At 68.2% G+C, this 19,703-nt stretch carries 22 protein-coding genes and 4 pseudogenes; 14 read left to right on the forward strand and 12 right to left on the reverse strand.

Annotated features, from left to right (window positions below; all coding sequences use genetic code 11):
* Positions 1 to 87: 87 nt before the first annotated feature.
* Positions 88 to 714, forward strand: a complete 627-nt coding sequence (locus CG740_RS33345; protein ID WP_100579045.1) for a TetR/AcrR family transcriptional regulator — start codon at positions 88 to 90, stop codon at positions 712 to 714.
* Between the two features lie 551 nt (positions 715 to 1,265).
* On the forward strand, positions 1,266 to 2,510 hold the full coding sequence (locus tag CG740_RS42005) for an eCIS core domain-containing protein (RefSeq protein ID WP_442802866.1): 1,245 nt from the start codon (positions 1,266 to 1,268) through the stop codon (positions 2,508 to 2,510).
* Positions 2,511 to 2,755: 245 nt separating this feature from the next.
* On the opposite strand, the gene CG740_RS33355 is transcribed toward CG740_RS42005, so the two are convergent.
* Complete coding sequence (locus tag CG740_RS33355) at positions 2,756 to 2,995, reverse strand: hypothetical protein (RefSeq protein ID WP_100579047.1); 240 nt, start codon at positions 2,993 to 2,995, stop codon at positions 2,756 to 2,758.
* 359 nt (positions 2,996 to 3,354) lie between these two features.
* On the opposite strand from CG740_RS33355, the gene CG740_RS33360 reads away from it, so the two are divergent.
* The 3 genes from CG740_RS33360 (at position 3,355) to CG740_RS33370 (ending at position 5,306) form a co-directional block, all read left to right on the forward strand.
* Positions 3,355 to 4,239, forward strand: coding sequence for a glycoside hydrolase domain-containing protein (locus CG740_RS33360; protein ID WP_267895432.1), 885 nt, complete (start codon positions 3,355 to 3,357; stop codon positions 4,237 to 4,239).
* A 123-nt stretch (positions 4,240 to 4,362) separates the two neighbouring features.
* Complete coding sequence (locus CG740_RS33365) at positions 4,363 to 4,680, forward strand: hypothetical protein (RefSeq protein ID WP_100579048.1); 318 nt, start codon at positions 4,363 to 4,365, stop codon at positions 4,678 to 4,680.
* Positions 4,681 to 4,724: 44 nt separating this feature from the next.
* The gene (locus CG740_RS33370; RefSeq protein WP_234376622.1) at positions 4,725 to 5,306 is read left to right on the forward strand and encodes a twin-arginine translocation signal domain-containing protein; all 582 of its coding nucleotides are present in this window, start codon (positions 4,725 to 4,727) and stop codon (positions 5,304 to 5,306) included.
* A 135-nt stretch (positions 5,307 to 5,441) separates the two neighbouring features.
* Here CG740_RS33370 and CG740_RS39950 read toward each other — a convergent pair whose 3' ends face one another.
* From CG740_RS39950 to CG740_RS33380, 4 genes are all read right to left on the reverse strand, one after another.
* The gene (locus CG740_RS39950; RefSeq protein WP_159030462.1) at positions 5,442 to 5,615 is read right to left on the reverse strand and encodes a hypothetical protein; all 174 of its coding nucleotides are present in this window, start codon (positions 5,613 to 5,615) and stop codon (positions 5,442 to 5,444) included.
* A 94-nt stretch (positions 5,616 to 5,709) separates the two neighbouring features.
* On the reverse strand, positions 5,710 to 5,880 hold the full coding sequence (locus tag CG740_RS39955) for a hypothetical protein (protein ID WP_159030463.1): 171 nt from the start codon (positions 5,878 to 5,880) through the stop codon (positions 5,710 to 5,712).
* A gap of 219 nt (positions 5,881 to 6,099) precedes the next feature.
* Positions 6,100 to 6,510 carry a hypothetical protein gene (locus tag CG740_RS33375; protein ID WP_100579050.1) on the reverse strand — a complete coding sequence of 137 codons (411 nt, stop codon included), beginning with the start codon at positions 6,508 to 6,510 and terminating at the stop codon, positions 6,100 to 6,102.
* A gap of 389 nt (positions 6,511 to 6,899) precedes the next feature.
* Entirely contained in the window at positions 6,900 to 7,883 is a 984-nt protein-coding gene (locus tag CG740_RS33380; RefSeq protein WP_100579051.1) for a DMT family transporter, read from the reverse strand.
* Positions 7,884 to 7,948: 65 nt separating this feature from the next.
* Here CG740_RS33380 and CG740_RS33385 point away from each other — a divergent pair, with 65 nt between their 5' ends.
* A complete protein-coding gene (locus CG740_RS33385) occupies positions 7,949 to 8,785 on the forward strand; it encodes an AraC family transcriptional regulator (protein WP_100579069.1) in 837 nt (278 codons plus the stop codon).
* Positions 8,786 to 8,991: 206 nt separating this feature from the next.
* On the opposite strand, the gene CG740_RS33390 is transcribed toward CG740_RS33385, so the two are convergent.
* Both CG740_RS33390 and CG740_RS33395 read right to left on the reverse strand, forming a co-directional pair.
* Positions 8,992 to 9,420, reverse strand: coding sequence for a DUF6234 family protein (locus CG740_RS33390; RefSeq protein WP_100579052.1), 429 nt, complete (start codon positions 9,418 to 9,420; stop codon positions 8,992 to 8,994).
* 143 nt (positions 9,421 to 9,563) lie between these two features.
* Positions 9,564 to 9,989 carry a MarR family winged helix-turn-helix transcriptional regulator gene (locus tag CG740_RS33395; RefSeq protein WP_100579053.1) on the reverse strand — a complete coding sequence of 142 codons (426 nt, stop codon included), beginning with the start codon at positions 9,987 to 9,989 and terminating at the stop codon, positions 9,564 to 9,566.
* 78 nt (positions 9,990 to 10,067) lie between these two features.
* Between CG740_RS33395 and CG740_RS33400 the strand changes: the two genes are divergently transcribed.
* The 4 genes and pseudogenes from CG740_RS33400 to CG740_RS33415 all read left to right on the forward strand — a co-directional run bounded on the left by CG740_RS33400 (position 10,068) and on the right by CG740_RS33415 (position 12,478).
* On the forward strand, positions 10,068 to 10,709 hold the full coding sequence (locus CG740_RS33400; RefSeq protein ID WP_100579054.1) for an MBL fold metallo-hydrolase: 642 nt from the start codon (positions 10,068 to 10,070) through the stop codon (positions 10,707 to 10,709).
* Between the two features lie 542 nt (positions 10,710 to 11,251).
* A pseudogene (locus CG740_RS33405) lies at positions 11,252 to 11,550 on the forward strand (YbhB/YbcL family Raf kinase inhibitor-like protein); the annotation flags it as partial.
* An 8-nt stretch (positions 11,551 to 11,558) separates the two neighbouring features.
* A pseudogene (locus CG740_RS33410) lies at positions 11,559 to 11,711 on the forward strand (dihydrofolate reductase); the annotation flags it as partial.
* 332 nt (positions 11,712 to 12,043) lie between these two features.
* Entirely contained in the window at positions 12,044 to 12,478 is a 435-nt protein-coding gene (locus CG740_RS33415; RefSeq protein WP_100579070.1) for a DUF6283 family protein, read from the forward strand.
* A 77-nt stretch (positions 12,479 to 12,555) separates the two neighbouring features.
* Here CG740_RS33415 and CG740_RS41220 read toward each other — a convergent pair whose 3' ends face one another.
* From CG740_RS41220 to CG740_RS41225, 4 genes are all read right to left on the reverse strand, one after another.
* On the reverse strand, positions 12,556 to 12,948 hold the full coding sequence (locus CG740_RS41220; RefSeq protein ID WP_234376623.1) for a tyrosine-type recombinase/integrase: 393 nt from the start codon (positions 12,946 to 12,948) through the stop codon (positions 12,556 to 12,558).
* A gap of 455 nt (positions 12,949 to 13,403) precedes the next feature.
* Complete coding sequence (locus tag CG740_RS33430; protein ID WP_100579055.1) at positions 13,404 to 14,078, reverse strand: hypothetical protein; 675 nt, start codon at positions 14,076 to 14,078, stop codon at positions 13,404 to 13,406.
* Positions 14,079 to 14,649: 571 nt separating this feature from the next.
* Positions 14,650 to 15,339: an Lrp/AsnC family transcriptional regulator gene (locus tag CG740_RS33435; protein WP_234376624.1), complete on the reverse strand. Its 690-nt coding sequence runs from the start codon at positions 15,337 to 15,339 to the stop codon at positions 14,650 to 14,652.
* Positions 15,234 to 15,710, reverse strand: a complete 477-nt coding sequence (locus CG740_RS41225) for an AsnC family transcriptional regulator (RefSeq protein ID WP_234376625.1) — start codon at positions 15,708 to 15,710, stop codon at positions 15,234 to 15,236. Before CG740_RS41225 ends, CG740_RS33435 begins: the two co-directional genes overlap by 106 nt.
* Positions 15,711 to 15,853: 143 nt before the next feature.
* Here CG740_RS41225 and CG740_RS33440 point away from each other — a divergent pair, with 143 nt between their 5' ends.
* From CG740_RS33440 to CG740_RS41650, 3 genes and pseudogenes are all read left to right on the forward strand, one after another.
* Positions 15,854 to 16,351: a hypothetical protein gene (locus CG740_RS33440; RefSeq protein ID WP_100579056.1), complete on the forward strand. Its 498-nt coding sequence runs from the start codon at positions 15,854 to 15,856 to the stop codon at positions 16,349 to 16,351.
* Positions 16,352 to 16,541: 190 nt separating this feature from the next.
* A pseudogene (locus CG740_RS33445) lies at positions 16,542 to 16,723 on the forward strand (IS5/IS1182 family transposase); the annotation flags it as partial.
* 529 nt (positions 16,724 to 17,252) lie between these two features.
* Positions 17,253 to 17,375, forward strand: coding sequence for a hypothetical protein (locus CG740_RS41650; protein ID WP_267895431.1), 123 nt, complete (start codon positions 17,253 to 17,255; stop codon positions 17,373 to 17,375).
* A 161-nt stretch (positions 17,376 to 17,536) separates the two neighbouring features.
* Here the strand turns inward: CG740_RS41650 and CG740_RS33455 are convergent, their stop codons facing one another.
* The gene (locus CG740_RS33455; RefSeq protein ID WP_100579058.1) at positions 17,537 to 18,133 is read right to left on the reverse strand and encodes a dihydrofolate reductase family protein; all 597 of its coding nucleotides are present in this window, start codon (positions 18,131 to 18,133) and stop codon (positions 17,537 to 17,539) included.
* Positions 18,134 to 18,421: 288 nt separating this feature from the next.
* Between CG740_RS33455 and CG740_RS33460 the strand changes: the two are divergent.
* Positions 18,422 to 19,645, forward strand: a pseudogene (locus CG740_RS33460) (IS110 family transposase).
* Positions 19,646 to 19,703 lie beyond the last annotated feature (58 nt).

A 19,703-nucleotide genomic window follows, 5' to 3' on the forward strand; every position in this document is an offset into this window, starting at 1 on the left:
GACGGACAACCGGGCTCGGGCGCCCGGCCGCCACCCGGGACGCGCCACGCGGACTCGGTGAGTCCGAAGGGAACAGGAGGGCCGGGGATGTCCTCGGAAGCGGCAGCGCAGCCGCCGGTGGGCCGCCGGGAACGGAACAAGCAACGCGTAAGGGAGCGGCTGTACTTGGCCGCGGTCGAGCTGTTCGTGGAGAAGGGGTACGGCCGCACCTCGATCGACGAGATCGCGGAACGGGCCGACGTGGCCCGCGGCACCTTCTTCAACTACTTCCAGCGCAAGGAAGACATCATCACCGCCTGGGGCGAAAGAAGGCGCGCCTCGTTGGTGACCGCGCTGGAGGAGGACGGCGTCCTCACGTCCACGTCGACGGGCCGGTTGGAGCGGTGCATGACGGTCCTGGTCCGCATCAACCAGGACGATCCCAAGCTCACGATCGCCATGCTCGCCGCATGGGTGAAGATCGGCGGCCCGATAGTGGAGGAACCCTACGTCGCGGAGGTCTTCGCCGACATCGTCGACCGAGGAGTGCGGGAGGGGGAGATGACCCCGGGGACCTCTCCCGTCCTCGCGGGGAACATCCTGCGCGACGTGTACCTCGGAGCCCTCTACCGATGGGCCAACCGCGCATCGGAGGAAACCGACTCGCTGGCCGAAGAGCTTGAGCAGAGCCTACGTTTCCTGCTGGGAGCCATGACCGGCACGCGAGCGGGCTGAGGACCCGTCATGTCTCCGGTGCCGGCGGCTCGACGATCCGATCCGCATCCGTCCCGGGGGTGAGGCCAGGCGCTTGGCCCTGGCGCACCGGGATGCCTCCGGGGTGACGTGGCCCTGCGTCGGGTGGCGCGGGGTGGTCAGACGGCGGCCGGGGCGCTCCTTGAACGCGGCGCCCTGGCCCAGCTCGCCCACCGCATTGCCGCCGGACCCCGTCGGCTTCTGGATGTACTGACGGGCGGCGTCCTGGGTGGGGCGCGACAACACTCGCGTCGGCCCTCGGGAGTGCGGCACCAGACCTCGGGGCCATCTGGAACCATTCTGTCCGGACGGCCCTGAGACAGTGCCCTCGTGTACCTGGCACCGGGACGTCTCCTTCGCGTATGTAGGAGAGGAAGCATCCCAACGCAGGAAGAGGCCTTGTGCACAACTACGACGATGCCAGAAGGGCCGACGTCGCGAACGGGCGTGGCCCAAGCGGCAAGCCCCCAGCCAGGGGTGCGGCACCGCAGGGCCTGCGCGCACTACAGCAGACCGCAGGGAACGCGGCCGTCGTGCAGCTCCTCCGGCAGGCCGGTCACGCGGGGGAGTGGGAAAAGCACCAGCACGGCGCCGGTTGCGGCCACACGGCTGAGCGGCCCGCGGTGCAGCGTTCCGCCGTGCACGACGTCCTGCGCGGCAGCGGGCGCCCCTTGGACGAGGCGACGCGCGGCGACATGGAGTCCCGACTCGGCGCGGACTTCTCCGACGTACGCATCCACAACGACAGTGCCGCCAAGGCCTCCGCGGCGGAGGTCGGCGCCCGTGCCTACACCTCGGGCAACCACGTCATCATCGGCGACGGCGGCGCCGACAAGCACACCCTCGCCCACGAACTCACCCACGTGATCCAGCAGCGCCAGGGCCCCGTGGCGGGCACGGACAATGGGTCCGGGCTCAAGGTCTCCGACCCCTCCGACCGCTTCGAGCGGGAGGCGGAGAGCAACGCGCGCCGCGCCATGAGCGGGGCGGCGCCGAGGACCGAGCAGCACGCACAGGAGACGGACCGGTCCGGCCAGGGGGCGGCCCAGGAGTCCGTCCAGCGCTGGGCGGCACAGGCCGACACGAACCAGCAGCCCATGACGGTCTCGGCGAACGGCTTCTTCGCCGTCCCGCGCAACGACGCCACGTCGATCTGGATCCGCGTCAGCGCGCCCGCGGGCTCCTACTCCCCGGCCCTGCGCCCGACAAGCACGGCGCAGCAGGCCCTCTTCGGCGGCACGGAGCTGTACCAGGAGCACGAGCTGGCGCGGAACATTCTGGACGACTGCCTCCACACGGCGGAGGAGATCATGCACAACGCCGTCGGAGAGCTGGCGGACGGCGCGAACAGCAATGTCCGGACGAGCGCCGGGCTCAAGGCCTTCGGCATGTCGGACGAGCAGAACCGCGAACGCGCGGGCGACTTCCAGGGTGAGACGGACCGCAACGCCAGCCCGGTGGTGGGCCAGTCCTACCTCATGCTCGCCATGAACCCCGGGGAGCAGATCATGTCGCAGTACCACGCCGCAGCGGTGGTGGGCATGGACGGTCAGGACACGGTGACGATGGAGGCCTTCGCAGGAAGCGAACAGACCTCCGCGAACCCGATGACGTACACCATCGGCACGGTCGCCTCCTTCCACGACTACTGGACGGGCGCGTACTACACCCCCAACTATCCCGGGGTCACGATGAAGACAGTGGTCCTCGTCAAGCGCGGCAAGGGCCGCCGGGTGGCAGCGGGCCAAGAACAGCCGGCCAACCCGAACGTCGCCTAGGTCAGGAGACCGCCCGACACCGACCCGCCCGTGAAGCCCGAGCAACGGCGCCCGCCGAACCTCGGGCAACACCACGCCAGGCTGTGAAGGAAGAAGCGCAGGTCGGGCCGGAAGAGGCGTGACGGACCGCCAGCCGACCGTCGGGGCGGATGGCGGTCGAGGCAGGGAGTGTCTCGGGTCATCCGGCCTTCGCCGGTTGCCAAGGCTCCGGGCGCGGGTGCTGGCAAGACGGGCGGACGAGCGGTTCACGGCAGGGGGCAGCAGGAGAAGGGGAGAACGCGCTGGGTGAGGCGTCCGGTCACCTGCGTGCTGCTGAAGTCACTGTCGGCGAGCCAGCCCGCGGCGGTCAACTGGTCGATGAGGCCGGGCGGTTCACCGACGGGGATCGAAGTCGCCGAGAGGAGCGCCTCCGGGGGGAGGCCTTCGCCGCTGGGGCCGAGAGGCCTCACAAGGCTGGGCGGGGCGGCCAGGACGAGGGGGAGCATGCGGGTGGCCGCGGTCGACTTCGTCTTGCGGAGGTTTTTGTCGGCGACGGCTTTCTGGGCCCAGCCGCTGAGCTTCGAGCGCGTTGTCCTGCCGAACCGGAACGGGCCGGGACCACCCCGGTCGGGGGTGTCGGGTATTCGTACAGTTCAGATCTGTCCATCGCTGTCACCTGCAAATTCTCAACTGCATTCACAGGAAACGAGGTTGAGCCTTCTGCCTGGGCGCCCTGCTTCGATGGGATGGCCGGGTTCCTGGGGGTCTCGGTGGCAAGCCTGCGGCCTGGGGCGCCGCATCTCTATCGAGATGTCTCAACTACACGGATGCGCGCGCAGTTGGTGTCGCACGTTTCGACTACGTTCTGAAGCATTTTCGTGGCATCTACCGCACCGTCGGCGAGAACTCCGCCTACGGCGTCGGCGTCTACGGCCCGCGCAACGTCTGCCAGCGTGTCTCCGACGCCGGATACGCCGCCGCTGGCTTCGTCTCCGACATGTCGTCCGGTTTCTCCGGCAACCTCGGCTACCCGCTGCCCACCAACTGGGCGTTCGACCAGATCGCCACCATCAAGGTCGGCTCCGGAGACGGCGCCATCGAAATCGACAACAACATCGCCTCCGGCCGCGACACCGGACAGGGCGACTTCGACCCCGGGGCCCCGGTCAGCTCCGACCTCGACGCCGACTTCAACAAGGCGACGTACCGGGCGGCGGCGCTCAAGGACGTCCAGGCATATCTGACGTCGATCGGTGTCCCGGAGACCGGCGGCGAAGGCTGGACCCTGGACGACGACTGGGTGACGTACGGCGTCGTCTCCACGACAGAGGCATTCAACAAGGTCATGGACGCCGACTGGCTGTTCACCAACCTGGCCAGGACCCTGAAGCTGCGCAAGGCGCTCATCCAGGCACCAGTGCTGTGGGAACTGCGCAAGCTGAACCCGCTCGACGCGGTCGCCGACGAGGCGGTGAAGGCTGGTGCGAAGAACGACTGCAGCACCGGCTGGGGGCAGATATTCGCCTGGGTGACCATCGCCGCCCGCAACTACTGCATGAACCAGGGCATCATCCACGGCACTCCGCTCACCGGCTCGGACACCCGCGCGGTGTGGGACAACCTCCAGGATCCCGAGTACAACATCCCCTCGGTGGCCTACCTGACCATCTACAACGCGCAGCAGCTCGGCATAGCCCGCCCGTCGCTGACCACCAGCCAGGCAGACAGCCAGAAGCTGCTGGCCCGCTAAAACGGCACCGGCGACAAGGCCGAGAAGTACGGCCGCGAGCTGGTCGGGCTCTACAACGTGCTGGAGAACTACAACAAGCTCAGCCGCGCCAAGTAGACCGGAATGATCGTGAAGAATGAGCGCATGCGGAAGCTCTATGTCCCCGTCGTCGTGAACCTGCTGCTCGGGGTGCCTGCCATCGTTCCTCTGTTCCTGGCGTGGTACATCCTGGCCAACGGGCCGCTGGCGGCGATCGGCTGGACCATGCAGGACCCGAACGAGAACGACGGGATGCTTCTCTGGCTGGTCATCGCCGCCCCGGTGTTCTGTCTGTTCGGCCTGGTATGGGGGCTCATCAACGCCTGGCTGCGGCGCCGGACGCAGGTACGGGGCTCCCGCTACTGGCCGGTGTGTGCCGCCGCTTCCATCGCGCCATTCCTCACGATCTTCGGTCTGCTCTGACAGCTGATTCAGCTCACAGGGAGACAGGAAACGTGGATCACAACATGACACGGCGTACGGTCGTCCAGGCCTGCGCCGTCATCGGCGGGGCCGCGGCCATCGGGTCGATGCTGCCCGCCACCGCAGCGGTGGCCGGCGAACGGCGCGGGCCCCGGCGTCCGGCAACTTCCGCCAACGGCTGGACGACCCAGCCGAACGCGGACCTTGACTCACAGGTGTGGACCCGCCCGGTGGCCGGTGTGGGACTGGACGTACAGGTGTGGATCGGCGATGTGGAGGCGGTGCTCGTACACATCGTGCGCCGCTTCCACTACGAGGTGCAGGAGCTCGCGGCGGTGGACCTGGCCGGCTGGCGCCCGGCCAAGGCCTTGCGACGAGGCCTCCCGGAGTCCAACCTGGCCTCGGGCACGGCCGTCCGGATCCGGCAGGGCGCCGGGGCGAAGGGCTCGCTGTTCCCACTCCAGGTCGCCGCCGTGCGGGACCTTCTCGCGGACTGCCAGGGCATCGTCCGCTGGGGCGGCGACGACAAGCCGGTCGACGAATCGCTCTTCTACATCGCGGTCGGCCCGCACGACGAACGATTGCCCCGGCTGGCCACCGCCATCCGCGAGGCGACGTTCCGCTAGGCACGGATCGAAGAGTCTCAGCCGGCACCCGCGTGACGTCGGGGGCCGCGCGGTCGTTGAACAGCGCGAACCCACGACGGGCCCCGGGGATGTCAAGGCTGAATCCCCGGGGCCCGTCGTGCGACCGGGTCACGATCAGGCCGTCCCGGCCCCCGTGGCGGTGAGCCGGTCGACAGCTTCGGCGTCGGTCATGCGCAGCACTCGCACCAGGTGGGCGGTGCCGTCCTTCACGACGTGCGCGCGGCCCGGGTGCGCTCTGCCCTTGGCGACAGGGCCGGCTATCGGAACGAGGCGCTGCCAAGTGCCCACGCCCACCTGGGCGAGGACCCACGGTGACGGACTGCCCGCACGCGGCCGGGCCGAGGCTGCCGCAGGCGCCCCGATGTGAGGCACCTGCGGCGGATCAGTCTCGGTATTCTCGGCGGCCGTAGTTGTCGACGGTCACGGTCGGGTGCGCGGGCACCGACTTCCCGGCAACTGTTGTCGACAACTCGGTGGGCCACGACGCACCCGGATAGACACCGACCACGGGGGTGTTGATGTGGAGCACCACGTCGAACCCGTCAGGTCCCATGACGTCGCATCCTCAGCCGCGCCGCGGAGATCGCCTCCGCAGAGGGCATGGAAGAAGTCGCTGGGCACGGAATCCAGGCCGAGGCGCCAGCGACGGCTCCCCAAGATCTGTGCCAGAGCCGAGTTTTGACAGCACCTGGGCTTGCTGGGCGCTCCTCCTTGGGCAAGCACGCGGACCCGATAGGACCGCCCGCGGCTGGCGGGTACTCGCCGTATTGAGTTACGGGTGCATCTGCCACCAGCGGTCCGCCTCAGCGCGAACCACTTCGGCGTCGTACTGATTGGCGTTGAAGTGGAGGTCCGCCGGAGGAAGGGGCGCCAGGGCGTAGGACTCCTGCGGGACTTCCCAGTCCGACCACTGCACGATCCCTCCAAGCCGACGCACGACCACCGTCAGGAAGCCGCAGCAGCCACCGGTGCAGTCCGGTTCGCCCAGGTCCAGGCGGCGCGCCTGGTCGGTCGGCCGGAGGGGGCTGGGGCGGTCGGCTGGCAGCGCGTCAGCGGCGTACGGCCCCCGGCCGCCCGCGCCAACCACTTTCCTGACGACGTCCTCACCGTTGACCAAGAACCGCAGCTGGGCGGCGAACCGGGGTCCTGGTGGCAACACCCTGATCTCCAAGCGATCGAACATCAGACCACCCTATGGGGCTCGCCGACGTCGGCAAGCTGCTCAGCAGACGTCGACTTCAACCCAGCTGAAGGGGGAGGGGCCGCGAAGCGCCTCCCCTTCTCGTGAACATCGACCACGGCCCCGGCGAGGTGCCTCCCAAGCCGTGCACGACTGCTGTCGGAACTCGGGTTCTGGCGCAACTTGTGTGAACCCATACCAGTCCGGTTCGGACATGGGCTTGGGTCATGCCGCCGACCTGCCGTTTCACGCGGGTCGCTGCCCTCGAATCCCCAGGGTCTGCTCGATTTCACAGAAGCTGTGCCAGAACCGGAACTCGCGAACAGAACCATGCACGCCCCTGGTGTCGGTGTCCCGCATGTGCTGCTGCCCGTGCATGCGGGGCGGGAGCGTCAACTTGTGGCTGCCGCGTCCTGAGGTTGGCTGGTTTCGGCGACGACAGTGGACTGTGTGTTGGTGTCGGCCGAACGCCAAGCCAGTTTGCCTTGTGTTACGGCGAGGACGGCACCCGCCACCAGCACCAGTGCTCCGATGCCCTGAAGCCAGCCGAAGGATTCGCTCAGGAGGAGGGTGGCGCACAGGGTGTTGATCACGGGCACGTTGAACATCATGAGGGAGGCCTTGGCCGGCCCCACGCTCTTGACTCCTCGGTAGTAGAGGAGGTTGGCCACGGCTGCGGCCCCGACTGCCAGGAAGATGACGTTCAGCCAGACCGTGGTAGGCAGTTCGCTCCATGCAACGTCCATGGCATCGGGGGCCGCCAGGAGGCCGAGCAGTACGGCGCCCGCGCAGGTTGCGTATGTGGTGGCCTTGAGCGGGTCGATGCCGGCCAGGACCCGCGGTCCTGCCAGGGTGTAGGACGCCCAGCAGACTGCGCTTGCAAGGAAGAGAGCGTCGCCCCAGAGGCGGGACGATCCGCCGCCTCCGCTGCCGCCGGCACCGATGAAGAAGATCCCCGCGCCGGTGAGCCCGAGAGCCAGGCCCGTGACGCGCGCCCAGGTGGCCTTCTCCTTGCCGGTCAGCAGAAGAAACGTACTCGTCAGGACGGGGCTCATGACGGGGATGAGGATGCCGGCGTCCAGGGAGGGAGCCATCGACAGGCCCCAGAAGAAGAACCCGTTGTAAGCGAAGACACCCAGCACGCCCGCGCCTGCGGCGAGCCATCCATTACGGGCCGGCACACGCGGAGTCCGCCTGCCGAACGTCGCGACGGCGAGCAGCAGGGCCAGTGCACCGCCGCCGAATCGTAGGAAGGCTCCCACGGAGTGCGGCACATGCTCCACGACTGATTTGGAGCTGGAGAAGGAGCTTCCCCACAGCACCATCGTCACCATCAGCAGCGGATACGGATTGCTGAACCTACTGGTCTTTCCCATGCGCCGACTCTGGCTGAGGATGCCCCCCTCTGACTTGAACGCTCGTGCGCGACGACAATGGGTCCATGAGGAATGGAGACAGCTGGGTGCGTTACTGGCGGGACGGGGGCCGTGATCTGGAGGCCATGCACGCGCACTTCCATGATCATGTGTATGCGCCGCACAGCCACGACACCTATTCCTTCGGCATCACCGACCTGGGCGCGCAGGCCTTCCGCTGTCGAGGGGCGCACCATACGAGCGGGGCCGGCATGGTGATGGCGTTCAATCCCGACGAGGTGCACGACGGCCAGGCCGCTGCCGAGTTGGGGTACCAGTACCGCATCGTGCACATCGGTCCTTCGGTGGTGCGCGCGACCCTGGGAGATGCCGCGGGAGACGGTTCCGCAGGGACGATGCCCTTGTTCGTGCGGCCGGTATTGACGGACCCCGTGCTCACCGGGGCGCTGGCGCGTCTGCATGAGGCGCTGGTGCACGGCTGTGGTGACTTGGCGCGGGAGGAACTCCTGACGGCCACGGTTGTCGCGCTCGCGGAGCGGGGTGCGACGCGCGCGCCGCGCAAGCAGACCCTGGGGGGCGCGGCGCAGCGGCAGGCGGCACGGCGCGCGCATGCTCTGCTGAACGAGCTGTTCCTGGAGCCGATATCGGCGAACGACCTGGCCTTGGAGGCCGGCTGCAGCCGGTTCGCGCTGTATCGGGCGTTCCGCACGGAGTTCGGGATGGCGCCGAGCGACTATCAGCGTCTTCTGCGCCTTCGTCGAGCCCGGCGTCTGTTGGCCGGCGGACTGTTGCCGGCGGATGCCGCGGCATCCGCCGGCTTCTCCGATCAGGCCCACTTCAACCGGTGGTTCAAGCGGGCCTACGGAATTACTCCGGCGGTCTACCAGCGGGCTGCGCGCTGAGGGAGTCTGTGCCTGAGAGGGCGAGCGCCGCAGTCTCGGAGGTGTGTCCTGTGACTGGCTCGGCCCCGCCCCGAGGACCCCTCCGGGCGCAGGGCGGGGGCCTTGCCGTTGTGGCGAATGGCATTGCCGAGCAACTCGCCCACCACGAGGGCGACACTTGTGACGAGCGGCGGGGTGTCGCCGACGCCGCCTCGCCCCCCGGCGGTTCAGTGGCACCGGCCGCTGCCGCTGTAGCACGGGGTGTAGTGGGGGTCCGGGGGCGGAGAGGGCTCGGGATGGCGCTGGTCGTAGCCGTGCTGGGCGAGAGCGAGCAGCACGGCCGTCGCGCCGGCGACGAGGAGCTGCAGCACCGTCGTCCACGGGGCGCGCGACAGCGCCGCGACGACAGCCAGGATCAGGACGACGACGAGGAAATGTTCGAGCCAGGCGATGCCGGAGAGGCCGGACGCGTCGGTCCTCGTCCGGTCGCCCTGGGCCGCCCAGAGCTCCATGCTGTCGCTGAAGAGCTTCCAGGCGCCGAGGGCGGCCTCGATCATCAGGAGCAGGATGCCCCCGGCCAGATCCGTGCCGAGGGAAGTCCTGCTGGACCAGGGGAAGCGCCGACGCGTCGATGGTTCGGGTAGTGGCTGTGCCATGGGGCGCACCCTGCCAGGTCCTCCGGGGGAACGCCTGAGTACGCGTACTCAGTCCCGGCCGCGGCGGGCGTACGCCGCGGCCGGCGCACTCAACTTTCCCCCTGCATAGGCCAGTTGGCCCGGCAGTACGCCATTCCTCAACATCACTGATAGGGCGTTTGGGCGGCCAGTCGGCCCAAGAGGGCTACGCACTGCCGGAGTTGCCGCCGCTCTTCGGGGTCGAGCGTGTCGGTGATGGCCGTGTTGAGCCATCGGGCGCGCTGTGCACGTTCGTGTTCGAGGTGGGCTCGGCCCGAGTCGGTGATGCGCAGGAGGAGTTTGCGGCCGTCGCTGGGATGGGACTCGGATCCCACCAGGCCCTTGCCGAGGAGCTCCTTCACGGTCTTGGATGCCGCCTGGTGTGTCACACCGCGTAGCTGGGCGAGGTCGGCCGTGGTGTGGGCGCCGCCCCGCGCCAGGTGGCCGAGGATGGCGGCCTCGCCGGCGGGCATCGTGTCGGCGGCTCGCACCGTGCGGACCAGTTCGCCGATCACTTGCCGCAGGTCCTCGGCCAGCGCGTCATCGTTCATGGCCCGAAGCCTACCAAAAGTGTGTAACCTATCTGTACAACCATGTTGTATAAATTTTGGAAGGACCGAGAACTCGCCATGCTTCTCACCAAGTTCGGGCACGCCTGCGTTCGCATGGAGAGGGACGGCCGCCGACTGGTCGTCGACCCGGGCGGCCTGACCGAAGCCCAGGCACTGGACGGCGCCGACGCGGTCCTGGTGACTCATGAACACTTCGATCACTTCGACGAGGCAGTCCTTCGCGAAGCCGCCCTGCGCAACCCGGCCCTGAGGATCTGGACCAACTCCTCCGTTGCCGGGCAGCTCGACGGCCTCGGCGCTCGGGTCACCGCGGTCGGCGAGGGGGAGTCCTTCACCGCGGCCGGCTTCGACGTGCAGGTCCACGGAACCTGGCACGCACCTATCCACCCCGATGTGCCGCGCGTCGGCAACATCGGCTTCCTCGTCGACGATGCCCTGTTCCACCCGGGCGACGCGCTCACCGTCCCGGACACCACCGTCGACACCCTCCTGCTGCCCGTGCACGGACCCTGGTCCACCACCGGGCAACTCATCGACTACGTGCGTGCGGTGGCCCCACGACAGGCCTGCGCCATACATGACGGCGCCCTCAACGACGTGGGCGGCGCGATGATCCGGGGATTCCTGGGCGACAAAGGCCCCGGTACCGGGGCCCCGTACCGTCACCTGACAGCGGGCACGTCCCTCACGATCGGCTGAGGCCGGGGGACGACGGACAGCGGCCGCGCGGCTGACCAGGGCCCCGATGGGCAGCTGATCTCTCCCAGCCTGACCTGCCGGTGGGCGCGGTGGACCGCGACGCCAACGCGGTGTGCGTGCTGGAGCAACTGCACCAGGCGCTCGGGCGTCCGGGGCTGCCGGGGTCGACGACTGCGCCGCCCGCCTCCTGCTGATCCTGCCCCTCCTGGGCGATCCGGAGGTTTCGGAGGGGGGCTCTGACAGGGCCAGCGCCGCGGGGTGGGCGCGGGGCAGGACAAACAGGATGAAGGCGAGACGAATCTCGCGGCTGCTGTCGTTCGCCGGCTCGAACACGAAGTCGCGCCGCTCGTTGCCCTCCGTGGAAAGCCCTCGCTTGCACTGAGGGTGTTCACCGATGCATTCTGCGGCTTGCGGATGATCTCGCTGGGATTGCCTTCCTTGATGAACAGCAGGAAGGCGCCCTTGGTGTCGCGCCAGACGAGATAGCGCAGGAGTTGTTCGTCCAGAGCCTCGGTGGTGGCCTTGGGCCCGCTCCGGATCTGTGGGCCGTCGCCGACATCCCGCCGCCACCGAGCTGTCCGCGGGCGCTGGCGACGACAGGGGTTCCGGCCTGCCCGAGGGCGCGTTCCAGCTGCCCAACGACGCCCGCATGGCCCGCTTCATCGGCGCCGCCCCGCCGGCCGGCCACGGGCCGCACCGCTACTTCGTCGTGGTGCACGCCCTCGACGTCGGCATCATCGGCGTGCCCACCGAGGCCACTCCCGCCGTCCTCGGCTTCACCATGGCCGGCCACATCCTCGGCCGTGCAGTCCTGACCGCAACCGCGGAAACCCCCGCCTGACCAGCAGCATGTCCCGGCTCATCGACACTAAGGAGATGTACCTGCGCGCTGTCCTGGAGATTGAGGAGGAAAGCGTGGTCCCCATGCGCGCCCGCATCGCCGAGCAACTGAACCAGAGCGGACACACTGTCAGCCAGACGGTCGCCCGGACGGAGCGCGATCCTTACCCTCGTCGACCCGCTGGCCGCCCAGACTCACGGGGTCCGGTTCTCCGCTGGCGGTCCGACCGAGAACCGGACTGCCGCAGCCCTGGACGCTGTCGCAGCGCTCTATGCGAACGGGAGTCTCGCGGCGGGTTCACGCCCAAATGCCTCTGTCCGACGCCGCTCAGGCGCACCGAGCCGTCGAGAGCGGCACCCTCGGCGGAAATCGTCCTGACAATCTGATGGCGGGCCCGCGCGGCAGGCAGTCCGGTTTCTGGGCCACGCCGGCGAGGAGAAGGCATCTGCCAGAGGCTGACTCCTCGATCATGATCGTCGGTCATACTGGCCGTATGACCTCGTCGCTTCGGCCTCCTGCGCGACGTCCTTGCGAGATCTGTCCCTATCGGCGCGACGTGCCTGCGGGGATCTGGGCCAGTGAGGAGTACGCGAAGCTCCGGCGTTACGACGCCGACACTCCGGATCAGCCCACGGGACTGTTCCAGTGTCATCAGGCAGATGCCGACAGTGCTGTCCGGCGCGTCTGTGCCGGGTGGGCTGGATGCCACGAGGGCGAGGAACTGCTCGCCCTGCGCCTGGCGTTGCTCCACGGCGGCATCGACATCGCCACGTTCGAGGCCGTGGTCGAGTACGTGTCGCCGGTACCGCTGTTCTCGTCGGGCAGGGAGGCCGCAACGCACGGGGAAACAGGCATCGAAACACCGGACGAGAAGGCTCGGCACCTGATCAGCAAGATCAGTCGGACGCGCAACGACCTCGTGCAGTAGAGGTTCTCGCTCAGGTGCGGAGCCGGATGAGGGGTGCGGCCACGATGCCGCTGCCGCGGCAGATGTATCGGCGCTTGTCACAGCGGGCAGCGACGGCTCGGAACTGTTTGACCGTGTTGATTGCCCGCCCGCTCGACGGTGTTCCTCGTTTGGTGCCGGGTCTGGTCGAAACCCGGCGGTCGGCTGCCGCCCGAGCCTCGGCGCCGACGAGCGGTTCTGAAGGCGCTCCTCTCCGGGACCACGGCGGGATGCCGCGGCGGCGCAGGTGGGACCGGATCAGTATGTTGCTGTACGCCTTGTCGGCGGCGATGACTGCGCCCGGGATAGACGGCGTTGTAGTGCATCGTGGTGTTGATGTCGTCGTGGCCGGCGATGACCTGTGCGATGTGCGGGGTCAGGCCGCTCATGATCGCGTAGGTGATGAACATCCAGCGGAAGTCGTGGGGGTGGTAGTCGAGCAGCTCACCCATGGCGTCGGTCAGCTGGGCGGCTCCCTTACCCCCACGCCGACCCACCACTTCGTGAAGGCTCCCGGCTTCCCGGTGATCGTGGTCCAGTCCGCCCCGGACACACCGCCCCGAACCGGCCGGACGGCACCTCAGCAGATGCATCTCGACTTCGGCGTCGACGACCTCGCAACCGCCGACCGCATGGCACCTGGGGAAGCCCGGTGGTCACGCCCTAATCAGCGGTCTGTCGGTGCCTTCGGAGCTGGTGACACCCTCCCGGCCACGCAGTCGACAACGTGAGGTAGTCATGCCAACTCCGAAGGCCGGAAACCCTATTGCGGGGCTGCGAAAACGGTAGTGGGGGGCTCATGCGGCCCAGAGCCGGAGCCCGACGGGATTCCCGTCGTGCGGGCTCGACCCGGGCCTGTAGGCACAGGGTGGGCCGCTGCCTGTTCCCTGCCATCGGCCGGGCTTCGTCAGTGTCGTCCGACAGCAGTGCGTCGACGCATCGCTATCAGCACGACTGCCCCGCCTGCAATCACCGCAACGCCCGATCCGGCGATCAGAGTGCCGTTGCCGCCGCCTCCGGTCTCGGCCAGTGCGGTGCCCGTTGTCGGTGAGGTTTCGGTGGTCGGGAGGGCCGGGGAGGCCGTGGGCACGGTTGTGGCCGCCCACGAGGCGGGCTTCGCGGCGCTGGTCGGCGACGCTGCATGGCCCGGCTTGGACGGGGCGCCGGACGAGTGGGAGGCGGCCGGGGCGCAGGGGACGTCGGGCGAGATCGGCAGGCTTGTCAGCCGCTCGTCGGTCAGGTTGCCTACCGTCACTGAGACGTTCCATTGGTAGCCGGAAAGCCACGGCACCAGGATCGTGGTGCGACCGCCCGACGCCGTGGGGTGTTCGATGTGACCGCTACCGAGGATCTCGCCATCGAAACCGGACGCCATCCGGACGCGTACGGTGACGTCCGCGGGCGTGCCCGACGGATCCTTGTCCGTAATGGTGATGGCGGCGCGGGCCTCGCCCGTGCTGGTGTCGCACGTTGCCTTCGCGGTGAAGTCGCCGATGCTGCAGGCGTGGGCGCTGCCGGAGGCGATGAGCATGAAGCCGGCTGCGGACGCGGCGGTAGAGATGACGGCACGCTTGGACAGCAAGGGTCCCTCCCCAGGGAAACGTTCCACGAGCAGTTCCGCGGGACGGATGCCACTCGCCGCAGGTTTATACCCGCGGAATGCTTCGGGGCGCCTGGGCCGGGCGAAGCGGCTCATCATTGCACCCCCGTGCCATTGCCAACACACCAGCCTCGTCGTGAGACTGTGTCGCCGTCCAAGTCTCAGAGCGGTCAGTGATTCACGGGACGGCCAAACGTTCTGGAAGCCGTGGCAGAGCGCGAGAGAGCGTCAGGCCGCCTTGCATCAGCCGATGGGCACGGCCTCGGCCCAATTCCTCTACTCGGTCGCGGCCTGCCGCTTCTTCTGAGGTTCCTCAAGTAGTCCATCCTGCGCAGTGAAGGACCGGCACTAAGTCGACCTGGGCGTCGGGGTGGACTGGGCCGGTGAACGGCTCCAATAGCCGATCCACGAGATTGACTGTGATGACTGCACCGCCCGACGGTAGAGCGTCCTGGCAGGGAAAAACCGCCCGGACGCTCGACGGGCAGGCGTATGCCGTCCTTCCGTTCACCACGTGCGTGTCACGCGGTAGCACCGCCTGCTCCGGCGCATCTCAGCCTTCGTCTTGTCTCACGCGCGCCGGGCGATGGTGGGCGACTGCGAGGGCGGGCCGGGCAGGGCCAGGTTCGGGGGTGCGTTTGATGGCGCGGCTGACGATGGCTGTCTCGATGTGGCTGATGCCCAGGCTCGACAGGTCGCGGGAGAGGAAGTCGTAGAGGGCGGTCAGGTCGGGGAAGTACGCGGCCGCGTGCAGGTTTGAGGGGCCCGACGTGGCGAACGCACCGTGCACGGCAGGATGATCAGCTAGTGCCTGCCCGGCGGCAGCCAGGTGGTCGGGCGCCACGTGCAGCAGGAGTTTGGCCTCGATGGGCAGTCCGAGCCGGCGGGGATCGACGATGACCTGGGTGATCAGGCGGCCCTGAGCAGTCAGTTGGGCGATGCGTCGGCGCACGGTGGTCTCGGGGTGTCCGATGCACGCGGCCAGGGCCGCTGCGGTCAGGCGCGCGTCGGGGGTCAGGGCGTTGATGAGGGACTGTTCCAGGGCGTCGGTGTCGATGCCGTAGGGGCCCGGGGAATCGGGAGCCGCTGCCAGGGGGACCGGCCTGGCCCGGGTTAGGGCGACGCGTTCCGGCGTGGTCAGTACCTGGTGCCGCCACTCGGAGGTGAGCCGGAAGACGTGCAGGATGGTGGCGCTTTCCAGGGACGTGACTGCCTGAGTGGAAGGCAGCTGGCGGAAGACCAATGGGTCGCGTGAGCCCGGCTCGGTGCGGGCGACCGCGAAGATCTCGTCGCCCGAGGTGGTGACGTCGATGAACGGGATGTCCTCGCGTGCCGCGAGGGCGGACGCGATGGTGTCCAGCTTTCCCCGCAGGACCCGGATGCGCAGGAAGAGGGCCCCGGCCGCGCCCCGTTGCGCGGTCGCGCGACGGGGGAGACCACCACGCGCACGGTGCCGTCGGCGCCTAACGCGTGCAGCCGACGGCGCACGGTGGCGGGATTGAGCCCCAGCACCTGGGCCGCGTGCTCCGCTGTGAGGCGGCCGTCGCACTGCAACGCGGCCACCAGCCGCTGGTCGGTGAGGCTGAGTACGGAATCCGCCGATGCGCGCGCCATGAAGACAAGTTTCGCCCAATCCGGCGCCGCGCGGCACCCGTCTCGGGATCGTGGCCCCAAGGATGGATGTCATCCGCGAAGGCGCCGCAGTCAACCGAGGATCGCGGGCCTGACACAGCATCACGAATACGTGGAGGAACGGAATGAAGCGCAAAACGACCGCTCTGCTCACGGTCGCCGGCATCGCCGCGGCGACCCAGCTCGTGCTGGGAACCACCCCTGCATCCGCCAACGCACCCGCGTACCAGCTCAAGAACGTGGCTACGGGCAAGTGCATGCGGGGCGTCCGCTCCGGCTACACGTACGCCGTCACGATGGTGAAGTGCAACCGGAACGACGACAATCAGTGGTGGGGCGTCGTCCAGGGCCAGGTGCACGAGGTCTACGGGGGCCTCCACGATACGGACATCTGCCTGGCCGTCCCCAGAAGTGAAAAAGGTGACGCCCCCAAGGACGTCGACACGACGAGCTGTAACAACTACAAGGCCTACTACCTGGGGATGAGCACGATCCCCAAGGCGAACAAGCCCACCACCCTCGGAACCGTTCCCGGATACATCGGACACTACGCCTCCGACGATACCTACCTCAGCTGCTATCAGATCGACGGCAACTACACCAAGTGGCTTTGGGTGCCCTAATTACTGCAGCAGGGCCTCGCCGACACCTGCCACAATGTCAGCGCCACCCAGTCTGAGGTGACTCAGCGAACCTCTTTCATCCTGTGTTGGCGTGCGCAGTGGGCTGGTCAGCGGGTCTGGTGATGAGACAGGGCGACTCGTCGTTGGTGTGGTGATTCCACTCAGCATACCGGCGACCAGAGGAGCCCTGTTGGTTCCGCATCCTGCCGCGTTCGACCTGCCCCACGCCGTGGCCGAGTGGGTCACGATGCTCGCCGTCACCCGTGAGGGTGACGGCGGCGCAAACTCCCGCTGCGCTAGCGGGTGTTCGTCGCACTCGTGTCCCTGCGCGACCACGACACCCTCGCCGGCATCGCGGTTTCCTTCGGTATCTGACCAGGTTCCAACTATCGTGTCCCAGCTCACGGACGTGCTTTGCGAGGTCGAGACGCCCAAGTCGCCCTTGTCTTCTGGTGACAGCTATCGCCCGCTTCGGCACAACTGGTAGAAACGGCGTGTTGGGTACCCCCGGGCCGGGCGGGTCAGGGGGACCCGTGGCACGGCCCGCGTCCGTGGGGCAGAGCAGGCCCGCGTCGCCCAGGTCAACGCGCCGACGTCCCCCCCGGTCACGGCCGACTCCCTGGCTGTACCTGACTGGCGCGCGGCGGCGAGCCGCTGGAGCCAGATGCCGGTATCGACCACGATGTACTACGAGCCGACTTCACCGTCGGCGGAGAAGTTCGCCGTGGGGGAGTAGCTCCCCAGCTTGTCACTCATGGTCAAGACCTCCGGCGGGAGAAGATGGGGGCCACACAGCGCGCGGTGGATCTGACTGCGCTGTACGACCGTGGTGTTCACGGTCGCGGAGGCACTGGCGAAGGACCTGCCGGGTTCGTAGACTCCGTCTTGCCGGACGGACGGATTGATCCGGTACTCGTTCAGTTCCACGCGCTCGCTCGACTTGGGCGATCTTCACGACAGTCTGAGCCAGAGCCTGGACGGCTTCAACGGCTGGCTGCTCCAGGACTACGGCTCGGCCCGGTAGCCACCGGCGAAGACTGCATGCTGTGCGGGTGCGCGCAGGAGCTGATACCGCTGCTGCGCGCCCTCGATCACTTCGTCGGCGCCCGACGTTCTCCGGCCAGCGCGCGGGATCGTTGATGGTGCACCAGCTCAGCGCCGACGTGGTCTGCTGCGGCGCGGCCTTCACCGTCGCTCGCCGCCCGTGGAGCGAACGACGCGGTAGGAGAGGTGGGTTGCCGCCGGCGTCGCTAGCACCCGGGTGCGTTCGAGGGTGATCGAGGAGTCGAGGGCACCGAACAGAGGCGTGCCGGCGCCGACCAGGACCGGGACCACGTGCACGCGGATCTCGTCGACCAGGCCGAGCGGGAGGGCTTGCTGCATGACGGTGGCGCCGTGCAGTCCCACGACTTTGTCGCCGGCTGCTGCCTTGGCCTGTTCGATCGCGCTGACCACCCCGTCAGTGACGAAGGTGAATACGGGCGGGTACGACCCTGCCGGTACCTGGTGGGTGACCACGAAACAGGGGAGGTCGCCCATCGGGCCGCCCTGGCCCCAGCCGCCGGCTCCTTCGTTCTTCGCAAAGGACTTACGGCCCATCACCACCGCACCCCAGTCGTTCACCACGTTCTCCAGAATCGCCCGATCCTCGTCGGTCGCCTGGTCGGACATCCACTGGTGGAGCATCCAGGCGCCGTCGCCGAACGGATTCTCGCGGTTGTCGTTCGGGCCGGTGACATATCCATCGAGCGAGATGGACATGTCGCAGATCACTTGTGCCACGGTGAACGCCTTCCCTCTGTGACTGCTCCGGACTCTCGGTGTGCTGGTTATGACCCGGAGGACCGGCTGGACTCATCGGTGCTCTGTCGATTGCCTGTCTTACCTTCTTGGTGGGTTAGAACTGGTCACTCGTACGATCAGCGGAGCCCAGGGGCTCTGGGCATGGCTCGTTGCCTGTTGCAGTCGGTATGGCTTTGGCAACTTGGCCGCCCGGCGCCCCGCGACGACTCGACCACCAATTGGGAATCGCGACTCGATCGCTCTGTAAGACAACGTCGGCGAGGTCGTATGTGGGACCGGTGTGACGACGAGCTGGCGGAGGAAATCGTGCCCGAGATCTGGGCGGGACTGGACATCGGAAAGAAGCACCACCACGCCGTGGCAATCGACGCCTACGGCAAGCAGCTGCTGTCCCGCCGCGTGATGAACGATGAGACCGAGCTGCTCCAGCTGCTCGGCGACGTCCTGGAGATATCCCGCGACGTGCTGTGAGCCGTGGACATCAACACCGGCATCGCAGCACTGGCGGTCGGTCTTCTCCTCAACCACGGTCAACCCGTCGCCTACCTCACCGACCGGGCCGTCCAGCAGGCATCCACCACCTACCGGGGCGAAGGCAAGACCGACGCCCGCGACGTCTTCATCATCGCCGACCAGGCCCGCATCCGCCGCGACGTCAGCATGCTCCGCACCGGCGACGACATCGCCCTCGACCTTCGGCTCCTCACCGCCCGGCGCCTGGACGTCGTCCACGACCGGACCCGCCAGATCAACCGCTTGCGAGCCCAGCTCTGGAGTTCTCCCCTGCGCTGGAGAGGGCCCTGGACCTGACGAAGAAGGGCCCCGTCGTCCTGCTGACCGCCTACCAGACCCCGGCCGCAATCCGCCGCATGGGCGTCCGGCGGCTGGAGACCTGGCTCCGCAACCGCAAGGTCCAGGGCGCTGGCACGCTCGCGGCCCGCGCCGTGGAAGCCGCCCAGGCCCAGATGACCGCTCTTCGCGGCGAGGACCTGGGTGCCGAACTCGTCGCCCGCCTCGCTCACGCGGTGGTCGCCCACAACGACGAAGTGGCCGAACTCGACGCCCGAGTCTAAGCCCGCTTCCGCCAGCACCGGGACGCTGAAATCATCCTCAGCATGCCCGGCATGGGCCCCATCACCGGCGCCGAGTTCATCGCCGCGACCGGCGGAGACCTCAGCGCCTTCGCCAGCGCCGACCGCCTCGCCGGCTTCGCCGGCCTGGCCCCAGTCCCCTGGGATTCCGGAAAGGTCAGCGGCAACCTGCGCCAGCCTCGCCGCTACCACCGCGGCCTCCAACGCGCCCTCTACCTCTCCACCCAGGTCAGCGTGTTCTTCTGCCCCGTCTCGAAGGCGTACTACGACCGCAAGAGGAAAGAGGGCAAGGGGCACAAGCAAGCCGTCATCTCCCTCGCCCGCCGCCGCGTCAAACGTCCTCTGGACCATGATCCGAGACCGCGCCCCCTTCCAGACCGCCCCAATCGCTGGGGCCTAGGGGGTGTCCGGAAAGTCATGGGAGCCAGAGCCGCAGGCAGGCGAGGGTGACCATGGCC

This window comes from Streptomyces sp. CB01201 (assembly GCF_002803085.1).
GTDB lineage: Bacteria > Actinomycetota > Actinomycetes > Streptomycetales > Streptomycetaceae > Streptomyces > Streptomyces hundungensis.